This is a genomic window from Pseudomonas sp. MOIL14HWK12:I1, from assembly GCF_000510705.1.
GTDB lineage: Bacteria > Pseudomonadota > Gammaproteobacteria > Pseudomonadales > Pseudomonadaceae > Chryseomonas > Chryseomonas oryzihabitans.
The window spans coordinates 523,318-539,616 of the sequence record NZ_AZNY01000006.1 but is presented as its reverse complement, the minus strand read 5'-3'; the positions used below and the strand labels follow the sequence as shown (position 1 = coordinate 539,616).

Annotated in this window: 15 protein-coding genes; 7 read left to right on the top strand and 8 right to left on the bottom strand. The window is 68.2% G+C overall.

The window, feature by feature from the left end; genetic code table 11:
* Positions 1-53 precede the first annotated feature (53 nt).
* The 7 genes from PSEK12I1_RS0106510 to pcaC all read left to right on the top strand — a co-directional run bounded on the left by PSEK12I1_RS0106510 (position 54) and on the right by pcaC (position 7,010).
* Complete coding sequence (locus PSEK12I1_RS0106510) at positions 54-902, top strand: CoA transferase subunit A (protein ID WP_027598792.1); 849 nt, start codon at positions 54-56, stop codon at positions 900-902.
* Positions 903-905: 3 nt separating this feature from the next.
* Positions 906-1,691, top strand: a complete 786-nt coding sequence (locus PSEK12I1_RS0106505; RefSeq protein WP_027598791.1) for a CoA-transferase subunit beta — start codon at positions 906-908, stop codon at positions 1,689-1,691.
* Positions 1,688-2,902, top strand: coding sequence for a 3-oxoadipyl-CoA thiolase (gene pcaF, locus PSEK12I1_RS0106500; protein ID WP_027601044.1), 1,215 nt, complete (start codon positions 1,688-1,690; stop codon positions 2,900-2,902). The genes PSEK12I1_RS0106505 and pcaF overlap by 4 nt, the downstream gene beginning before the upstream one ends.
* A 228-nt stretch (positions 2,903-3,130) precedes the next feature.
* Positions 3,131-4,423 carry an MFS family transporter gene (locus PSEK12I1_RS0106495; RefSeq protein ID WP_027598789.1) on the top strand — a complete coding sequence of 431 codons (1,293 nt, stop codon included), beginning with the start codon at positions 3,131-3,133 and terminating at the stop codon, positions 4,421-4,423.
* 16 nt (positions 4,424-4,439) lie between these two features.
* On the top strand, positions 4,440-5,798 hold the full coding sequence (locus PSEK12I1_RS0106490; RefSeq protein WP_027601043.1) for a 3-carboxy-cis,cis-muconate cycloisomerase: 1,359 nt from the start codon (positions 4,440-4,442) through the stop codon (positions 5,796-5,798).
* 16 nt (positions 5,799-5,814) lie between these two features.
* A complete protein-coding gene (gene pcaD / locus PSEK12I1_RS0106485; protein WP_027601042.1) occupies positions 5,815-6,603 on the top strand; it encodes a 3-oxoadipate enol-lactonase in 789 nt (262 codons plus the stop codon).
* 11 nt (positions 6,604-6,614) lie between these two features.
* Positions 6,615-7,010 carry a 4-carboxymuconolactone decarboxylase gene (pcaC, locus tag PSEK12I1_RS0106480; RefSeq protein ID WP_017642968.1) on the top strand — a complete coding sequence of 132 codons (396 nt, stop codon included), beginning with the start codon at positions 6,615-6,617 and terminating at the stop codon, positions 7,008-7,010.
* Positions 7,011-7,843: 833 nt separating this feature from the next.
* On the opposite strand, the gene PSEK12I1_RS0106475 is transcribed toward pcaC, so the two are convergent.
* From PSEK12I1_RS0106475 to pqqF, 8 genes are all read right to left on the bottom strand, one after another.
* Positions 7,844-9,250 (bottom strand): YncE family protein, encoded by a 1,407-nt coding sequence (locus PSEK12I1_RS0106475; protein WP_051399184.1) that lies wholly within the window; start codon positions 9,248-9,250, stop codon positions 7,844-7,846.
* Between the two features lie 119 nt (positions 9,251-9,369).
* Positions 9,370-9,894, bottom strand: a complete 525-nt coding sequence (locus PSEK12I1_RS0106470; protein WP_027601040.1) for a GNAT family N-acetyltransferase — start codon at positions 9,892-9,894, stop codon at positions 9,370-9,372.
* A gap of 352 nt (positions 9,895-10,246) precedes the next feature.
* Positions 10,247-11,398: a pyrroloquinoline quinone biosynthesis protein PqqE gene (gene pqqE / locus PSEK12I1_RS0106465; protein WP_027601039.1), complete on the bottom strand. Its 1,152-nt coding sequence runs from the start codon at positions 11,396-11,398 to the stop codon at positions 10,247-10,249.
* 147 nt (positions 11,399-11,545) lie between these two features.
* Positions 11,546-11,821 (bottom strand): pyrroloquinoline quinone biosynthesis peptide chaperone PqqD, encoded by a 276-nt coding sequence (gene pqqD, locus PSEK12I1_RS0106460; protein ID WP_007161090.1) that lies wholly within the window; start codon positions 11,819-11,821, stop codon positions 11,546-11,548.
* Positions 11,818-12,567: a pyrroloquinoline-quinone synthase PqqC gene (pqqC, locus tag PSEK12I1_RS0106455; RefSeq protein ID WP_027601038.1), complete on the bottom strand. Its 750-nt coding sequence runs from the start codon at positions 12,565-12,567 to the stop codon at positions 11,818-11,820. The genes pqqD and pqqC overlap by 4 nt, the downstream gene beginning before the upstream one ends.
* A 5-nt stretch (positions 12,568-12,572) precedes the next feature.
* Positions 12,573-13,484 carry a pyrroloquinoline quinone biosynthesis protein PqqB gene (pqqB, locus tag PSEK12I1_RS0106450; protein WP_027601037.1) on the bottom strand — a complete coding sequence of 304 codons (912 nt, stop codon included), beginning with the start codon at positions 13,482-13,484 and terminating at the stop codon, positions 12,573-12,575.
* 55 nt (positions 13,485-13,539) lie between these two features.
* A complete protein-coding gene (gene pqqA / locus PSEK12I1_RS24270) occupies positions 13,540-13,611 on the bottom strand; it encodes a pyrroloquinoline quinone precursor peptide PqqA (protein WP_003243383.1) in 72 nt (23 codons plus the stop codon).
* A gap of 184 nt (positions 13,612-13,795) precedes the next feature.
* On the bottom strand, positions 13,796-16,186 hold the full coding sequence (gene pqqF / locus PSEK12I1_RS0106445; protein WP_027601036.1) for a pyrroloquinoline quinone biosynthesis protein PqqF: 2,391 nt from the start codon (positions 16,184-16,186) through the stop codon (positions 13,796-13,798).
* Positions 16,187-16,299 lie beyond the last annotated feature (113 nt).

The following is a 16,299-nucleotide window of genomic DNA, read 5'->3' as shown; positions in this document are numbered from 1 at the left end:
CCCAGACCGCCGCACCGGGCGGCGCCGACAACAAAGACGCGAGTCGACAATCCATGGCCCAGATCCTGTCCCTGAGCGAAGCCATCCAGCGCTTCGTCCACGATGGCGAGACCGTCGCCCTCGAAGGCTTCACCCATCTCATTCCGACCGCCGCCGCCCACGAGCTGATCCGCCAGAATCGGCGCGACCTGACCCTGGTGCGCATGACCCCCGACCTGGTCTACGACCTGCTGATCGGTGCCGGCTGCGCCAAGCGGCTGATCTTTTCCTGGGGTGGCAACCCCGGTGTCGGCTCCCTGCACCGGCTGCGCGATGCGGTGGAAAAGGGCTGGCCGCACCCGCTGGAGATTTCCGAGCACAGCCACGCGGCCCTGGCCAATGCCTATGTCGCCGGTGCCTCCAACCTGCCGTTCGCCGTCCTGCGCGGCTACCAGGGCTCGGACCTGGCCAAGGTCAATCCGGACATCAAGTTCATCGCCTGTCCCTTCACCGGCGAAAAACTGGCTGCTGTGCCCAGCGTGCGTCCGGACGTCACCGTCATCCACGCGCAAAAGGCCGACCGCCAGGGCAACGTGCTGATCCAGGGCATCCTTGGCGTGCAGAAGGAAGCGGCCCTGGCCGCCCAGCGCTGCATCGTCACCGTGGAGGAGATCGTCGACGACCTCCAGGCACCGATGAACGCCTGCGTGCTGCCGACCTGGGCGCTCAGCGCCGTCTGCGTGGTGCCGGGCGGGGCGCATCCGTCCTATGCCCACGGCTACTACGAGCGCGACAACCGCTTCTACCAGGCCTGGGATCCGATCGCCCGCGATCGCGACACCTTTACCCAGTGGATCGACACCTACATCCGCGGTACCGCGGACTTCGCCGCCTTCCAGGCGAAGCTGGCTGCGGAGGCCTGAACCATGAGCGACTTCACCACCAATGAAATGATGACCGTGGCCGCCGCGCGCCGCCTCGGCAATGGCAGCGTCTGCTTTGTCGGCATCGGCTTGCCGTCCACCGCGGCGAACCTGGCACGCCTGACCCATGCGCCGGACGTGGTGCTGATCTACGAATCCGGCCCCATCGGCGCCAAGCCGTCGGTGCTGCCGCTGTCCATCGGCGACGGCGAACTGGCCGAGACCGCCGACACCGTGGTGCCCACCGGCGAGATCTTCCGCTACTGGCTGCAGGGCGGGCGCATCGACGTCGGCTTCCTCGGCGCCGCCCAGGTCGACCGCTTCGGCAACATCAACACCACGGTGATCGGTGACTACCACCAGCCCAAGGTACGCCTGCCGGGCGCCGGCGGCGCGCCGGAGATCGCCGGTTCGGCCAAGGAGGTGCTGATCATCCTCAAGCAGTCGCACCGCAGCTTCGTCGACAAGCTGGCCTTCATCACCTCGGTGGGCTTCGGCGAGGGCGGCGATCACCGCCAGCAGCTGGGCCTGCCGGGCAAGGGCCCGACCGCCATCATCACCGACCTCTGCATCATGGAACCGGAAGCCGGCACGAACGAATTCGTGGTGACCGCCCTGCATCCCGGGGTGACTCGCGAGCAGGTGGTGGCCGCCACCGGCTGGGCCCTCCGCTTCGCCGATCAGGTCGCCACCACCGAGGCGCCGACCGCCACCGAACTCGAGGCCCTGCGCGATCTGCAGGCCCGCACCACGGCGGCCCACGGCGGCCAGAAGGGAGGCGAGGAATGAGTCGCCCCGTCTATATCTGCGACGCCGTCCGCACCCCCATTGGCCGGCTCAACGGCGGGCTGTCCGCCGTGCGTGCCGACGACCTGGCGGCCATTCCGCTCAAGGCACTGCAGGAGCGTAATCCCCAGGTGGACTGGTCCGCCGTGGACGAGGTGTTCATGGGCTGCGCCAACCAGGCTGGCGAAGACAATCGCAACGTGGCACGCATGGCGGTGCTGCTGGCGGGACTGCCGGAAACGGTGCCGGGCGTGACCCTCAATCGCCTCTGCGCCTCGGGCATGGAAGCGGTGGGCCAGGCCTACCGCGCCATCGCCCTGGGCGAGATGGACCTGGTGATCGCCGCCGGGGTGGAATCCATGACCCGCGCGCCCTATGTGATGGGCAAGGCCGACAGCGCCTTCGGCCGTGGCCAGAAGTTGGAAGACACCACCCTGGGCTGGCGATTCGTCAATCCGGCAATGAAAGAGGCCTATGGCGTCGACAGCATGCCGGTCACCGGCGACAACGTCGCCGCCGACTATGGCGTCAGCCGCGCCGACCAGGACGCCTTCGGCCTGCGCAGCCAGCAGCGCGCCGCCGCGGCCCAGGAATCCGGTTACTACGCCGAGGAAATCGTCCCGGTGACCATCAAGGGCAAGAAAGGCGACGTGGTGGTCGAGCGAGACGAGCATCCGCGTGCGGACACTACCGCCGAAGGCCTGGCCAAATTGAAGCCAGTCAACGGCCCGGATAAGACCGTGACCGCCGGCAACGCCTCGGGCCTCAACGACGGCGCCTCGGCCATCATCCTGGCATCGGCTGAAGCCGTGAAGAAGCACGGCCTGACGCCGCGGGCCAAGGTGCTGGGCATGGCCAGTGGCGGGGTAGCGCCGCGCATCATGGGCGTCGGCCCGACCCCGGCGGTGCGCAAGCTGCTCAAGCAACTGGACCTGTCCATCGACGCCTTCGACGTCATCGAACTCAACGAAGCCTTCGCTGCCCAGGGCCTGGCCGTGCTGCGCGAGCTGGGCGTGGCCGACGACAGTCCCAAGGTCAATCCCAACGGCGGCGCCATCGCCCTGGGTCATCCCCTGGGCATGAGCGGCAACCGCCTGGTGCTCACCGCGGTGCACCACCTGCAGAAGACCGGCGGCCGCCTGGGTCTCGCCACCATGTGCGTGGGCGTCGGCCAGGGGTTGGCGCTGGCGGTGGAACGGGTGGACGGGATCTGAGGCTTTGTCGCTGGGGCCATCGCGGCCATGGGCCGCTCCTACAAAAGCATGACACTGTAGGAGCGGCCCATGGCCGCGATATAGACCTCTATCGAATGCCTCCGCTACAGCAAATCACTGAAACCCAATCTACCCCATGCCCACACCTCCTGTAACCGCGTGTGTCTCTCCTGGTCCGATGGCGGTAGGCTGTCCTCCGTCCATCCATACCTATAATTAAGGATCTCCATGAGCACTCACCCGCATTACAGCTTCGAGGAGCGCAAGAAGCGCATCTTCGCCATCGTCGGCGCCTCGTCCGGCAACCTGGTGGAATGGTTCGACTTCTACGTATACGCCTTCTGCTCCATCTACTTCGCCGCCGCCTTCTTCCCCAAGAGCGATCCCACCGTGCAGTTGCTGAGCACCGCCGGCGTCTTCGCTGCGGGCTTCCTGATGCGGCCTCTGGGCGGCTGGATCTTCGGGCGCATCGCCGACAAGTACGGCCGGCGCACCTCCATGGTCATCTCCATCCTGATGATGGGCGCCGGCTCCCTGGCCATCGCCTGCCTGCCCACCTATGCCAGCATCGGCGTCGCGGCGCCGGCCCTGCTGCTGCTCGCGCGGTTGCTGCAGGGCATCTCGGTGGGTGGTGAATACGGCACCACCGCCACCTACATGAGCGAGGTGGCGCTGCGTGGCCAGCGCGGCTTCTTCGCCTCCTTCCAGTACGTCACCCTGATCGGCGGCCAGTTGCTGGCGGTGCTGGTGGTGGTGATCCTGCAGCAGGTCTTGAGCGACGCCGACCTGCGTGCCTGGGGCTGGCGGATTCCCTTCCTGGTCGGCGCCGCTGCCGCGGTGATCTCGCTGTTCCTGCGGCGTTCGCTGGAAGAGACCACCACCGCCGAGACCCGCGCCAACAAGGAAGCCGGTACCCTGAGCGGCCTATTCAAGCACCACAAGGCGGCCTTCTTCACCGTGCTCGGCTACACCGCCGGCGGCTCGCTGATCTTCTATACCTTCACCACCTACATGCAGAAGTACCTGGTCAACACCAGCGGCATGGACGCCAAGACCGCCAGTGCCGTGATGACCTGCGCCCTGCTGGTGTTCATGCTCATGCAACCGCTGTTCGGCATGCTCTCCGACCGCATCGGCCGGCGCGCCTCCATGCTGCTGTTCGGTGGCCTGGGCACGGTCTGCACCTGGCCGATCCTCACCGCGCTGGCCAGCGTCCAGAGTCCCTTCGTGGCCTTCCTGCTGATCTGCCTGGCGATGGCCATCATCAGCCTCTACACCTCCATCAGCGGCCTGGTGAAGGCAGAGATGTTCCCGCCGGAAGTACGCGCCCTGGGCGTGGGCCTGTCCTATGCGGTGGCCAACGCGGTCTTTGGCGGCTCGGCGGAATTCGTCGCCCTGAGCTTCAAGACCCAGGGGCACGAGGAAGTCTTCTACATCTACGTCTCGGTGATGCTGGCGGTGGCCTTCCTGGTCAGCCTGAGATTGCCGCGGCAAGCCACCTACCTGCATCACGACCACTGAGCCCCGAGGAGTCCCCATGTCCAACCTGCTGTTCGACGCCTACTTCACCCAGGCCGCCATGCGCGCGGTGTTCTGTGACCAGGGGCGACTGCAGGGCATGCTGGACTTCGAAGCGGCCCTGGCGCGCGCCGAGGCGGCGGTGGGGGTGATCCCCCAGACGGCGGTGGCGCCCATCGGCGCCGCCTGCCGTGCCGAGCGCTATGACGCGGCCGAGCTGGCCCAGGCCGTGGTCAGCGCCGGCAATTCCGCCATTCCGCTGGTCAAGGCCCTGGGCCGGCAGATCGCCGCCCAGGACCCCGAGGCCGAGCGCCATGTGCACCGCGGTGCCACCAGCCAGGACGCCATGGACAGCGGCCTGGTGCTGCAAATTCGCCAGGCGCTGGACCTCCTGGACGCCGACCTGGCACGGCTGGCCGAGGCCCTGGCCATCCAGGCCGAGCGCCATGCCGGCACCGTGCTGGCCGGCCGGACCTGGCTGCAACATGCAACGCCCGTAACCCTGGGCATGAAACTGGCCGGGGTGCTGGGCGCCATCACCCGGCACCGCCAGCGCCTGGCCGAACTACGGCCGCGGGTGCTGGTGCTGCAATTCGGCGGCGCCTCGGGCAGCCTGGCCGCCCTGGGCGCTGACGCCCTGCCGGTGGCCGAGGCCCTGGCCCGCGAGCTGGGGCTGAGCCTGCCGGAGCAACCCTGGCACACCCAGCGCGATCGCCTGGTCGAGGTCGGCGCCTGGCTGGGCCTGGTGGCCGGCAGCCTGGGCAAGCTCGGGCGCGATCTGTCGCTGCTGATGCAGACCGAGGCCGCCGAGGTGTTCGAGCCCTCGGCGCCGGGCAAGGGTGGCTCCTCCACCATGCCGCACAAACGCAATCCGGTCGGCGCCGCGGTGCTGATCGCCGCTGCCACCCGCGCGCCGGGTCTGGTCAGCACCCTGCTCTCGGCCATGCCCCAGGAGCACGAGCGCAGCCTGGGCCTCTGGCATGCCGAATGGGAAACCCTGCCGGAGCTGTTCTGCCTGGTCTCCGGCGCCCTGCAGCAGGCCCAGGCCATCGTCGCCGGGCTGGAGGTGGATGCCGCGCGCATGCAGGCCAATCTGGAGTTGACCCACGGCCTGGTGCTGGCCGAGGCGGTCAGCATCGCCCTCGCCGGACGGCTGGGGCGCGAGACCGCTCACCACCTGGTGGAGCAGAGCTGCAAGCGCGCCGTCCAGGAGGGTCGCCATCTGCGTCTGGTGCTCGGCGATACCCCCGAGGTCACCGCCGAACTCTCCAGCGCCGAGCTGGATCGCCTGCTGGACCCCGCCCATTACCAGGGCCAGGCCCGGGCCTGGGTGGCCCGCGCCCTGGCCGAACATCGCACCCTGCCTACCCATTCCTAAACCAGAGGACTGCCTGATGCCCAGCGTACGTCTCGCCGATGGCGACCTGAACTACCGGCTGGAGGGCCCCGAGGGCGCCCCCGTGCTGATCCTGTCCAATTCCCTGGGCACCAACCTGGCCATGTGGGACGACCAGGCCGCCGCCTTCAGCGAGCGCTTTCGCCTGCTGCGCTACGACACCCGTGGTCACGGCGCCTCCCTGGTGACGCCCGGCCCCTATCGCATGGATCAGAACGGCCGTGACGTCCTGGCCCTGGCCGACGCCCTGGGTATCGACCGCTTCGCCTTCTGTGGCCTGTCCATGGGTGGCTCCATCGGCCAGTGGCTGGGCATCAACGCCCCCGAGCGGGTCACCCGCCTGGTGCTGTGCAACACCGGCGCCAAGATCGGCACCCCCGAGGTGTGGAATACCCGCATCCAGACCGTCGAAGCCGGCGGCGAGCAGGCCATGCGCGACCTGCGCGACGCCTCCATCGGCCGCTGGTTCACCCCCGATTTCGCCAGCGCCAAACCGGATCGGGTCGACCGCATCGTCGCCATGCTCGCCGGCACCTCGCCCCAGGGCTATGCCGCCAACTGCGCGGCGGTACGCGACGCCGACTTCCGCGAGGTGCTGGACGCCATCCAGGCCCCGACGCTGATCGTCGCCGGCACCCACGACGCCGTGACCACCCCGGCCGACGGGCGCTTCCTGCAGGAACGCATCCCCGGCGCCGAGTACGTCGAGTTTCCCGCGGCCCACCTGTCCAACGTGCAGATGGGCGCTGCCTTTACCCAGCGCGTGCTGGCCTTTCTCAGCGCCTGAAGGAGTCGATCTTGGACGAAAGAGAACGTTACGAAGCCGGCATGCAGGTCCGCCGCGCGGTGCTGGGCGACGCCCACGTCGATCGCAGCCTGGAAAAGCTGACCCCCTTCAACGAAGAATTCCAGGAGATGATCACCCGCCACGCCTGGGGCGACATCTGGACCCGCCCGGGCCTGCCGCGGCACACCCGCAGCCTGATCACCATCGCCATGCTGATCGGCATGAACCGCGAAGGCGAACTGCGCCTGCACCTGCGCGCCGCCCGCAGCAACGGGGTGACGCGGGAGGAGATCAAGGAGCTGATCATGCAGAGCGCCATCTACTGCGGCATCCCGGCGGCCAATGCCACCTTCCATCTGGCGGAGGCGGTGTGGGATGAGTTGGGGGTGGAGTCGCTGGAGGGGTGAGTTTCCCCCCTTTGGCCCCTGTTTGGATGATGCCCGCCGGGTTGGATTCGGCGGGCGTTGGTTGTTGGGCGTAGGTTGGGTTGAGCGTTAGCGAAGCCCAACGCCTGTGCTATTGGGTGCCAGGGCTGGTTATCGAGTGCTTTGAAGGTTCTTGTTTCGCCCACCCGGGCGACTCACTTTTTGCAGTCGCCAAAAAAGTAAGCAAAAACGCTTGCCCCGACCATCCGGCCCTCCGCTTCGCTCCGGGTCCGCTCACACCAGTGCCGTTCCGGGGTCGGTCCAGATGGGCCGTCCCTGGCCCACTGGACCTCTCGCCGCATCCCTGCGGCTCGACCCACTCCACGACGCTGGCGTTCGCCCTGCTGAACGGGGCGATTCACGCGCCTGATGCCTTGGGTGCAAACCGGTAGGGTGGACAACGGCGCAGCCTTGTCCACGTGTTAAGCGTTACTCCCTAAGTGGAAAACGCTGCGCGGTTTTCCACGCTACGAATCTTCTGAATACGTAAGCCTCAGGCTGGCGCTCCGTCCCCGTCAGTGAGGCCGAACTGTTGGGGTGTGCTTTCTTTTGCTTACTTTTCTTTGCACCGGGCGGCGATCCGCAAGCAAAGAAAAGTGAGTCGCCGGCCAGGCGAAACCAGGGGCATCAGCAGAACTCAATAAACAGCCAGGGCACCTGCACGGCGCGCAGTTCAAGGCTGAAATCATGCCCTTATCGCGGTCATGGACCGCTCCTACAGCAGGAGTTCGAAACTGTAGGAGCGGTCCATGACCGCGATAGGGCAGTCGCTCTGTACGAAGGCAGCCCCGCCCAGCCACAGGGCCGCAGGCTTGTTACTTGGCCACTACCCGCGTGATCCGATCCCCCTCGGCATCATCCTGCCCCTTGGCCTTGTTGACCGCGTACACCACGCCCTTGCCATCCACCACCGCGTGGTTGGGGTAGGTGCCCAGTTCCAGGTTGGCCTTGATGGTGCCGTCCGGGTCGACCACGGTCAGGGTGCCGGCGCCGCGGTTGGTCACGTAGGCCAGGCGCTTGACCGGGTCGAAGGCCACGTTCAGCGCTCCGGCGCCGGTGGTGACGTTGTGCAGGGTCTTGCCGGTCTTGGCGTCGACGATCAGCAGGTTGTCGCTGCCTTGGGCGGTGATGAACAGGCGATCGGTCTGGGGATCGTGGGCCACGCCCATGGGGGTCTTGGCGCCCTGGATCGGGAAGACCTTCTCGACCTGCTCGGTCTTGGCGTCGATCACCGCGGCTTCGTTGGTCTTCAGGCTGACGGCGTAGAGCTTGTGCACCGCCGGGTCCAGGTGCATGCCGACCACGGCGAACTGCTCGCCGCGCACGCCCGATTCGATGGCGATGTGCTTGCGCACGGCCGGGGTCTTGGCGTCGAAGCTGACGATGTCCGGGGTCATGGCCGCCGAGGCGAAGGCGCGGTCGAGTTTCTCGTCGACCACCACCGTGTGGGCATGGGGCACGAGGCCGGGTTCGAATTGCTTGACCAGGCCCAGGTCGCTCTGGCGATAGACCGCCACGGTGTTCTGCCGGGTATTGGTGGTCCAGACGGTGCCGTTGCGATCGTCCACGCCCACGCCGTAGACCGCGTAGACACCGGCGTCCTCGCCCGGGGCGGCGGCCGGGGTGATCTGGCGCTGGATGGACAGGTCCTTGGGATCGAGCTTGAGCAGCTGCGAGACCTTGACCGGCGGGCGGCCCACGGCCGAGGTGACGAAGAGGGCGCCGGTCTTGGCGCTGCTGTCCACCTGGTAGAGGCCGGGGACCAGTTTGACCGCGGTGAGGCTATAGGCCTCGGCGCCGGACAGCGGTACCACCGGCGAGACCTTGAGCGGGAAGACCGCGGCGCCCGAGGGCTGGGCGGTGCTGATGACGATGGGGTGCTGGCCGGGGGCGGCGTCTTCGGGGATGCGCAGGGTCGCCTTGAAGTTGCCCTGGGCGTCGGCCACGTAGGCGGCGTCGGGGTTGAGCGCCACGCCACCGCGCGACAGGGTGATCTGCTGACCGGGGGTGAAGCCGCGGCCGTCCAGCGCGACCTCGCTGCCGGCCAGGATGGCGGTGCCGGTGACGGGACTGGCCTTGATCTCGCCGTGGTAGTCCGGATCGGGGGCTTCGAAGCTGGAGCGCGCCTGGGCGGCCTGCCCGCCCAGCGCCAGCAGGGCGGCCAGCAGGGTGACGGAAAAGACGCGCCGGCCCTTGGCCGAAGACGCTGGAGCGATGTTCATCAGGGATTCCTTGTAGCGGCGATCAAGATACCCGCGCCAGAGCGCCGGGCAGCGGAGGCCCTCCTGGGCTAGGCCATGTTAAGGCGAAAGCGAAATACTTGCATTTAGATTTGCAGGTTTTACGCTTTGTCGCTGTCCGGGGTATCGAGGGTGCGCTGCATCAGGCAGGCGCCGGCGCCATAGCCGGCCAGCTTGGCCTCGAGCGCGGCGTCGGCCGGAACCGGGTGATAGTGATGGCGCTGCCAGTAGCCGATGGCGTTGGACAGCGACACCAGCCGCCCCTGGCGCAGGCGGGCGCGTCGGGCCTGGCCCTTCGCGTGGCGATAGAGCCGCCCGGCCACGCCCTGGCCCTGGGCGGCGGGATGCACGGCGCAGTCGTGCAGGAACCAGGTCGAGGCCGCGCCCGGCAGTTGCTCCAGGCGGGCGCCCAGCACCGGTGGCAGGCCGTCGTCCCAGGGATAGGCGATCAGATAGCCCTGCAGCCGCGCCTCGGCGTCCAGGGCCGCCCAGCAGTGTTCCGGGGCGAGCTCCAGGCGATTGGCGTAGAAGGCGTGGTCTTCGAGCAGGTCGGCGGGGTAGTTGGCCGCCTGGATGGCGAGGACGGCCGGGAGGTCGGCGGGGCGCAGCGGGCGTATCGAAGGCATGACGAGGCGGGGGAAAAGGTCCGGCCGGGCAGTATGGTCACTGCCCGGCCGGGAGGCAAACGCCTCGGAGCCGTGGGTGGTGAGTCCCGTCGCTAGCCTGCGCCTTGGCGCGGGGACCTGGATTCCAGCGGCGACCTTGGCGTGCCTGGCGCCGCCGCCGGCCTTAGAGCCTGTTCAGAATCTCGCGAGCTAGAGCCAAACAAGGCCTAGGCGGCCCCACGAAAATGGCTGAGGAAGCGGATCGGACCCGCGCTCGGGTTTACGAGTGGTAAATGAGCATTCCGACCGGGCTGGCGACCCAGGCCATTTTCAACGCCGTTTGGCCGACGCGCAGCAGATTTTGAGCAGGCTCTTAGGCCTTGGCGATCAGCCGCGAATTACGCTCGTTCCTGAATTGCAGGTCCTCGATCCGCTGGGTCGCGGTCTCGGCTTCCTGGCGAGCGGCGAGGATGAGGTCGTGGTGCGGGGACTTGGCGCAGACCGGATCGGCGTTGCGTGCATCGCCGGTGAGCATGAAGGCCTGGCAGCGGCAGCCGCCGTAGTCCTTTTCCTTCTCGTCGCAGGAGCGGCAGGGCTCGGGCATCCAGTCGTAGCCGCGGTAGACGTTGAAGCCGAAGGAGTCGTACCAGATGTGCCTGAGGTCCTGCTCCTTCACGTTGGGGAAGGCGATGGGCATCTGCCGGGCGCCGTGGCAGGGCAGGGCGGTGCCGTCCGGCGTGATGGTCAGGAACAGCTTGCCCCAGCCGTCCATGCAGGCCTTGGGGCGCTCTTCGTAGTAGTCCGGGGTGACGAAGATCAGCTTGCAGGGGTGGTTCTCGGCCTTGAGGCGCGCGCGGTAGTCATTGGTGATGCCTTCGGCGCGCTCCAGTTGGGCCCTGGTCGGCAGGAGACCGGCGCGATTGCGCTCGGCCCAGCCGTAGAACTGGCAGGTGGCGAGTTCGACGAAGTCGGCTTCCAGGGACAGGCAGAGGTCGATGATCTGGTCGAGGCGATCGATGTTATGCCTGTGGGTGACGAAGTTGAGCACCATGGGATAGCCATGGGCCTTGACCGCCTTGGCCATGGCCAGCTTCTGGGCGAAGGCCTTCCTGGAGCCGGCCAGCAGGTTGTTCACCTGTTCGTCGCTGGCCTGGAAGCTGATCTGGATATGGTCCAGGCCGGCTTCCTTGAATTCGGCGATGCGCGCCTCGGTGAGGCCGATGCCGGAGGTGATGAGGTTGGTGTAGTAGCCCAGCCGGCGCGCCTCGCGGATCAGTTCGGCGAGGTCCTGGCGCACCAGGGGCTCGCCGCCGGAAAAGCCGATCTGGGCGGCGCCCATCTCCCGCGCCTCGGCCATCACCTTGAACCACTGCTGGGTGGTCAGCTCGCGACCCTGGGCGGCGAAGTCCAGGGGATTGGAGCAATAGGGGCACTGCAGCGGACAGCGATAGGTGACCTCGGCCAGCAGCCACAGCGGCAGGCCGACGTTGTGCTTGCCTACCGCCGGCGGCTGCGGGAGTTGCATGGGCACCCCAGGCAATTGAGAAGTGCCTGCGCTCGGTGATGCTGCGTTAGAAACCCGCTCGGAATGCTCATTTACCATTTGTAAACTCCGCTTCCTCGCGGGTTTCTGCCTTGCCTAACCTTCGCTCGGCGACTTCTCGAATAAGGCTTAGCCGAGCAGGAGCCAGTGCTCTGCACGAGCGACCTCCATGAATTGTTCGACGTCGGCGCCCAGCTCGGGCACGCCGGGAAAGCGTTCGTCGAGGACGGCAATGATGGCAGCCACGTCACGCTGGCCGTCGATGAGCCCGCCGATGGCGGCGGCGCTGTCGTTGAGCTTGATCATGCCCTCGGGGTAGAGCAGCACATGGGCGTCCTGCGCCGGCTCGAACTGGAAGCGATAGCCGGGGCGCCAGCGCGGCACCTGGGTGCGGTCGAAGCTCATAGGTCGATTCCTCGGTGCCAGCGGCGCTCGGCGGTGACGCTGTGATAGGGCGGGCGGTGCAGTTCGTAGGCCATGCTCATGGCGTCGAGCATGCTCCAGAGGATGTCCAGCTTGAACTGCAGGATCTCCAGCATGCGCTGCTGGGACTCCCAGGTGGTGTAGTGCTGCAGGGTGATCTGCAGACCGTGCTCGACGTCGCGGCGGGCCTGGCCCAGGCGGGTGCGGAAGTACTCGTAGCCGGCCGGATCGATCCAGGGATAGTGGGTCGGCCAGGCGTCCAGGCGCGACTGGTGGATCTGCGGCGCGAACAGTTCGGTCAGGGAGCTGCTGGCGGCTTCCTGCCAGGAGGCGCGACGGGCGAAGTTGACGTAGGCGTCCACCGCGAAGCGCACCCCGGGCAGCACCAGTTCCTGGGAGAGCACCTGCTCGCGGTCCAGGCCGGTGGCCTCGGCCAGGCGCAGCCAGGCCTCGATGCCGCCTTCGCTGCCGGGCTCGCCATCGTGGTCGAGGATGCGCTGCACCCATTCGCGACGGATCTCGCGATCCGGGCAGTTGGCCAGGATGGCGGCGTCCTTGAGCGGGATGTTGACCTGGTAGTAGAAGCGGTTGGCCACCCAGCCCTGGATCTGCTCGCGGCTGGCGCGGCCCTGGTACATGGCCACGTGATAGGGGTGGTGGATATGGTAGAGGTCGCCCTTGGCGCGCAGGGCGGCTTCGAATTCGGCGGGCGTAAGGGCGTCGGGCATGGCGTTCACAACTCGATGGACATGCCGTCCCAGGCGACTTCCACGCCCTGGCGCGCGACGATGGCGCGCTCGGGGGAGTCTTCGTCCAGGATCGGATTGGTGTTGTTGATGTGGATCAGCACCTTGCGCTGGCGCTCGAAGCCGGCCAGCACCTCCAGCATGCCGCCGGGGCCGCTCTGCGGCAGGTGGCCCATCTCGGTGCCGGTGCGGGTGCCCACGCCGCGACGCTGCATCTCGTCGTCGGTCCAGAGCGTGCCGTCCACCAGCAGGCAGTCGGCCTGGCCCATCAGCTCCAGCAGTGCGGCATCCGGCTGGCCCAGGCCCGGGGCATAGAACAGCTTGCCGCCGGTGCGTCGGTCGTGGACCAGCAGGCCCAGGTTGTCGCCCGGGTGCGGATCGTGGCGATGGGGCGAATAGGGCGGCGCGGCGCTGCGCAGCGGGAAGGGCGTGAATTCCAGATTCGGACAGGCCGGGATGGTGAAGCTGCCGCTCAGGGCGATGGGCTGCCAACTGAGCCCGCCGTTCCAGTGTTCGAGCATGTTGAACAGCGGAAAGCCGGTGGTGAGGTCCTGGTGGACCATCTCGGTGCACCAGACCTCGTGGGGGCAGCCTTCGCGCAGGCTGAGCAGGCCGGTGGTGTGGTCGATCTGGCTGTCCAGCAGGACGATGGCGCGGATGCCGGTGTCACGCAGGGCCCGCGCCGGTTGCAGCGGGGCGAAGCCGGCCAGCTGGGCGCGGATGTCGGGCGAGGCGTTGCACAGGATCCAGTTCACCCCGTCGTCGGATAGGGCGATGGAAGACTGGGTACGGGCCTGGGCCCTGAGGGTGCCCTTGCGGAAGCCGTCGCAATTGACGCAATTGCAGTTCCACTGGGGAAAGCCACCGCCGGCGGCGGAGCCGAGAATCTGGATATGCATGGGAAAGGCTAAACCTGGAAAAAGTACGCCCCGGCGAACCGGGGCGTGGGGCGCATCAACGGTTGGCGAAGTACATGGTGACTTCGAAGCCGATGCGCAGGTCAGTGTAAGCAGGCTTGGTCCACATGGGAGGTCTCCTCTTTTGACTGCGAAAGCCGGAAGGATCCGGTCGTCAAGTCTAACAAATGTTACCTAGCTAAGGGTTTTTGCCGCGACGAATCGCTGGCGGTCCGGCGGACATAACTGTCTTACCGATCCTGCAACAGATTGACCGCCAAGGCCGGCCGACGCTCCCGGGAAAGTGTTGAAAGCTATGACATCCAGCCGGATGGCGCGCGGGCATTGGCCAGGGCGAAGCGCGGCGCGTCGCTGGCGGTGAGTTGTTGCCAGGCCTGCTGCAGAGCCCCGTCATCCAGGGCGGCGAGGGCCTGCTGCAGGGGCGCGAGATCCAGCGCCCCGCTGCGCTGGAAGCCCCACCAGAGTCGCTCGGCCAGGGCGGCGCGCTGAGGGGTGGCGGGGCTGAAGTCGCGCCCCAGCTGACGGATGTCTTCTGCCAGCGTCGTGGCCTCGGCCATCACCGCCTTGAGGCTATCGGCCAGGCAGCCTTCGATTTCCGCGAGGATCTCCGCCGCCCGGGCCTGGGGCGACTGCACGCCGATCAGCAGGCCACCGTGATCGCCCAGCAGGCGATAGGCGGAAAACACCGCATAGCCCAGTTGCCGCTCGCTGCGCAGGTGCTGGAACAGCGGTCCTTGCAGGCGCGCCGCCAGCAGCCGCCAGGCGGCTTCGGTGGCGGGGCGCGCATCGGGTTGCGGACAGAACAGCAGCAGCGCCTGCTGGGCATCGGCGCTGGGTTCGTGGTGCCAGTGGCGACCGGTGCAGCCCGGGGGTTCGCCCAGCGGCCCGGCCTGGGGCCGAGGCGGCGGCGTGAGGGCGGCCAGGGACGCCTGCGCCGCCTCGGGCAGGCCACAGGCCAGGGCCTGCCAGCGCGGGTCTGCTTCATTGCTAGTCAGCGGCATGACCGCATTTAGTCGCTCGGGCAGGACCTTGAGCAACTGGCGGATCAGCATGGGCTCGATCGAGGCTGCGGGGAGCGGCTGGGAAAGGTCCAGCGCGTTCGTCAGGCGGCCGAGCGCCTGCTCCAGCACCGCCGGCAGCGCCATGGCCCAGCCCTGCAGCCGCAAGTCCCAGGGTGCCCCGGGCGGACTCCAGCGCAGGCTGACGCCCGCCTCGGCGGCCAGCCGGGGTAACGCGCCCAGCACCCGGACATCGGGCGCGACCGGTGCCGGTCCCGGCCATTGCCAGCGCAAAAACAGCAGGCCTTCGCGCTGCTGGGGGGCAAGGGCCTGGCTGATCGGCCAGGACTGCCTCGTCGGGGCGCTCGGCGTGACGGGGTCGGCGAGCAAAGGATTGATCGGAGGCAGGGCGAAGGGGACGGCGGCGGGAGCTGTTGTGCACGGGGAGTCGGCCAGGCCGGCGGCGAAGCCGCTGAGGCGCTTGGGGACCAGTTGCGCGAGCAGCCGGGGCCAGGCGGCCTGGGCGGCCGGGGAAAGCGCCGGTTGTGGCCAGGCGTCTCCTGGCCGATCCAGCCAGAGGCGTTCACCCAGACGCCTTACCAGTGCCAGGGCGGGTAGGGTGGCCCAGAGGCGCTGGGTGCGTTCGGCGTGGCCCTGCTGCAGTGCGGCAAGGGGCGTCTGGCGCAGGGCGTCCAGCCAGGGGCACAGGATGCCGGTCAGGTGGCTCGGGCTGGCCTGGGGGCCGGGCACGAGATCCAGCCGGAGCAGGCCCTGGCGGGCCTGTCGATAGGGCCAGGCGAGGCCCAGTCGTTCGGCCTGGCCGGCTTGGCGCAGGAGGGCGGGCAGACCGCCGGGATGGTCGCCGAGCAGCAGGGTTTCCAGCAGCTCCGCCGCTTCCCAGCTGCCAGGTGGCAGGTCATCGAGGGCGAATTGCACGGCCAGCGTCGGGGGCATTGTGGCGGTGGTCTGCCAGCGTTCGCCTGCAGCCGGGAGCGCTTGGGGCGTCATGGAGCTGGGCGCCGGGCCAGGGGGCAGCAGGGCGCCCTGTTCCCGGGCCAGGTCGGCCAGTTCGGCCAGCGGTTGCGGCCCGGCCAGCACCAGCAGGGCGTTGTCGGCCCGGTAGTGCTGGCGCTGGAAGTCGCGCAGGGCCGCCTGGAAGGCCGGGCTCTGCAGCGGCAGGCTGTAACGGTTGCCGGCATGGAAGCCGGCGGCCGGATGGTCGGCGGGCAGGCCGGCGGCCAGGGCCAGGTCGCGGCGGGTATCGGCGCTGCGTGACCAGGCGATGAATTCGGCGTGCAGCACCTCGCGCTCGCGGCGCTGGGCGTCCGCCGCCAGCAGCGGTGCGGCGAGCATGTCAAGCAGCCGGGCGAGCCCGGCGGCCAGGTGCTCGGGGGCCAGGGCGAAAAAGAAGTCGGTGGTGGTCTCGCGAGTGCTGGCGTTGAGTTCACCGCCGAGGCGCTGCACCAGCGGCATCAGGCCGTCCGCCGCCGGATAGCGCCGGCTGCCGAGAAAGAACAGGTGTTCGAGAAAGTGCGCCAGCCCCGGAAAGGCCCGCGGCGCCTGGTGACTGCCGGCGCCGATGCGCACCAGGGCGGCGGCCTGGGGCAGCTCGGGATCGTGCAGCAGGGCAACGGCCAGGCCGTTGGCCAGGCGCAGCCGGCGATGGAGGGGGGCGGAGGTGGGCATGGGGGTAGCTTAACCGAGTCGGGTGGAGGGGATGGAGCGGGTTTGCCCTCACCCCGGCCCTCTCCCGGGGGGAGAGGGGGAAGAGCGCTCCTGCCGCTTTATGGAGAAAACCC

What these genes read in the sequence shown, in the direction of transcription:
- PSEK12I1_RS0106490 (WP_027601043.1), top strand. Translation starts at nt 4,440, where the DNA reads ATGTCCAACCTGCTGTTCGACGCCTACTTCACCCAGGCCGCCATGCGC.
- pqqF (WP_027601036.1), bottom strand. Translation starts at nt 16,186, where the DNA reads ATGCCCACCTCCGCCCCCCTCCATCGCCGGCTGCGCCTGGCCAACGGC.
- PSEK12I1_RS0106495 (WP_027598789.1), top strand. Translation starts at nt 3,131, where the DNA reads ATGAGCACTCACCCGCATTACAGCTTCGAGGAGCGCAAGAAGCGCATC.
- PSEK12I1_RS0106475 (WP_051399184.1), bottom strand. Translation starts at nt 9,250, where the DNA reads ATGAACATCGCTCCAGCGTCTTCGGCCAAGGGCCGGCGCGTCTTTTCC.
- PSEK12I1_RS0106470 (WP_027601040.1), bottom strand. Translation starts at nt 9,894, where the DNA reads ATGCCTTCGATACGCCCGCTGCGCCCCGCCGACCTCCCGGCCGTCCTC.
- pqqD (WP_007161090.1), bottom strand. Translation starts at nt 11,821, where the DNA reads ATGAGCTTCGACCGCACCCAGGTGCCGCGCTGGCGCCCCGGCTATCGC.
- pqqE (WP_027601039.1), bottom strand. Translation starts at nt 11,398, where the DNA reads ATGCAACTCCCGCAGCCGCCGGCGGTAGGCAAGCACAACGTCGGCCTG.
- pqqC (WP_027601038.1), bottom strand. Translation starts at nt 12,567, where the DNA reads ATGCCCGACGCCCTTACGCCCGCCGAATTCGAAGCCGCCCTGCGCGCC.
- pcaD (WP_027601042.1), top strand. Translation starts at nt 5,815, where the DNA reads ATGCCCAGCGTACGTCTCGCCGATGGCGACCTGAACTACCGGCTGGAG.
- PSEK12I1_RS0106510 (WP_027598792.1), top strand. Translation starts at nt 54, where the DNA reads ATGGCCCAGATCCTGTCCCTGAGCGAAGCCATCCAGCGCTTCGTCCAC.
- pcaF (WP_027601044.1), top strand. Translation starts at nt 1,688, where the DNA reads ATGAGTCGCCCCGTCTATATCTGCGACGCCGTCCGCACCCCCATTGGC.
- pqqB (WP_027601037.1), bottom strand. Translation starts at nt 13,484, where the DNA reads ATGCATATCCAGATTCTCGGCTCCGCCGCCGGCGGTGGCTTTCCCCAG.
- PSEK12I1_RS0106505 (WP_027598791.1), top strand. Translation starts at nt 906, where the DNA reads ATGAGCGACTTCACCACCAATGAAATGATGACCGTGGCCGCCGCGCGC.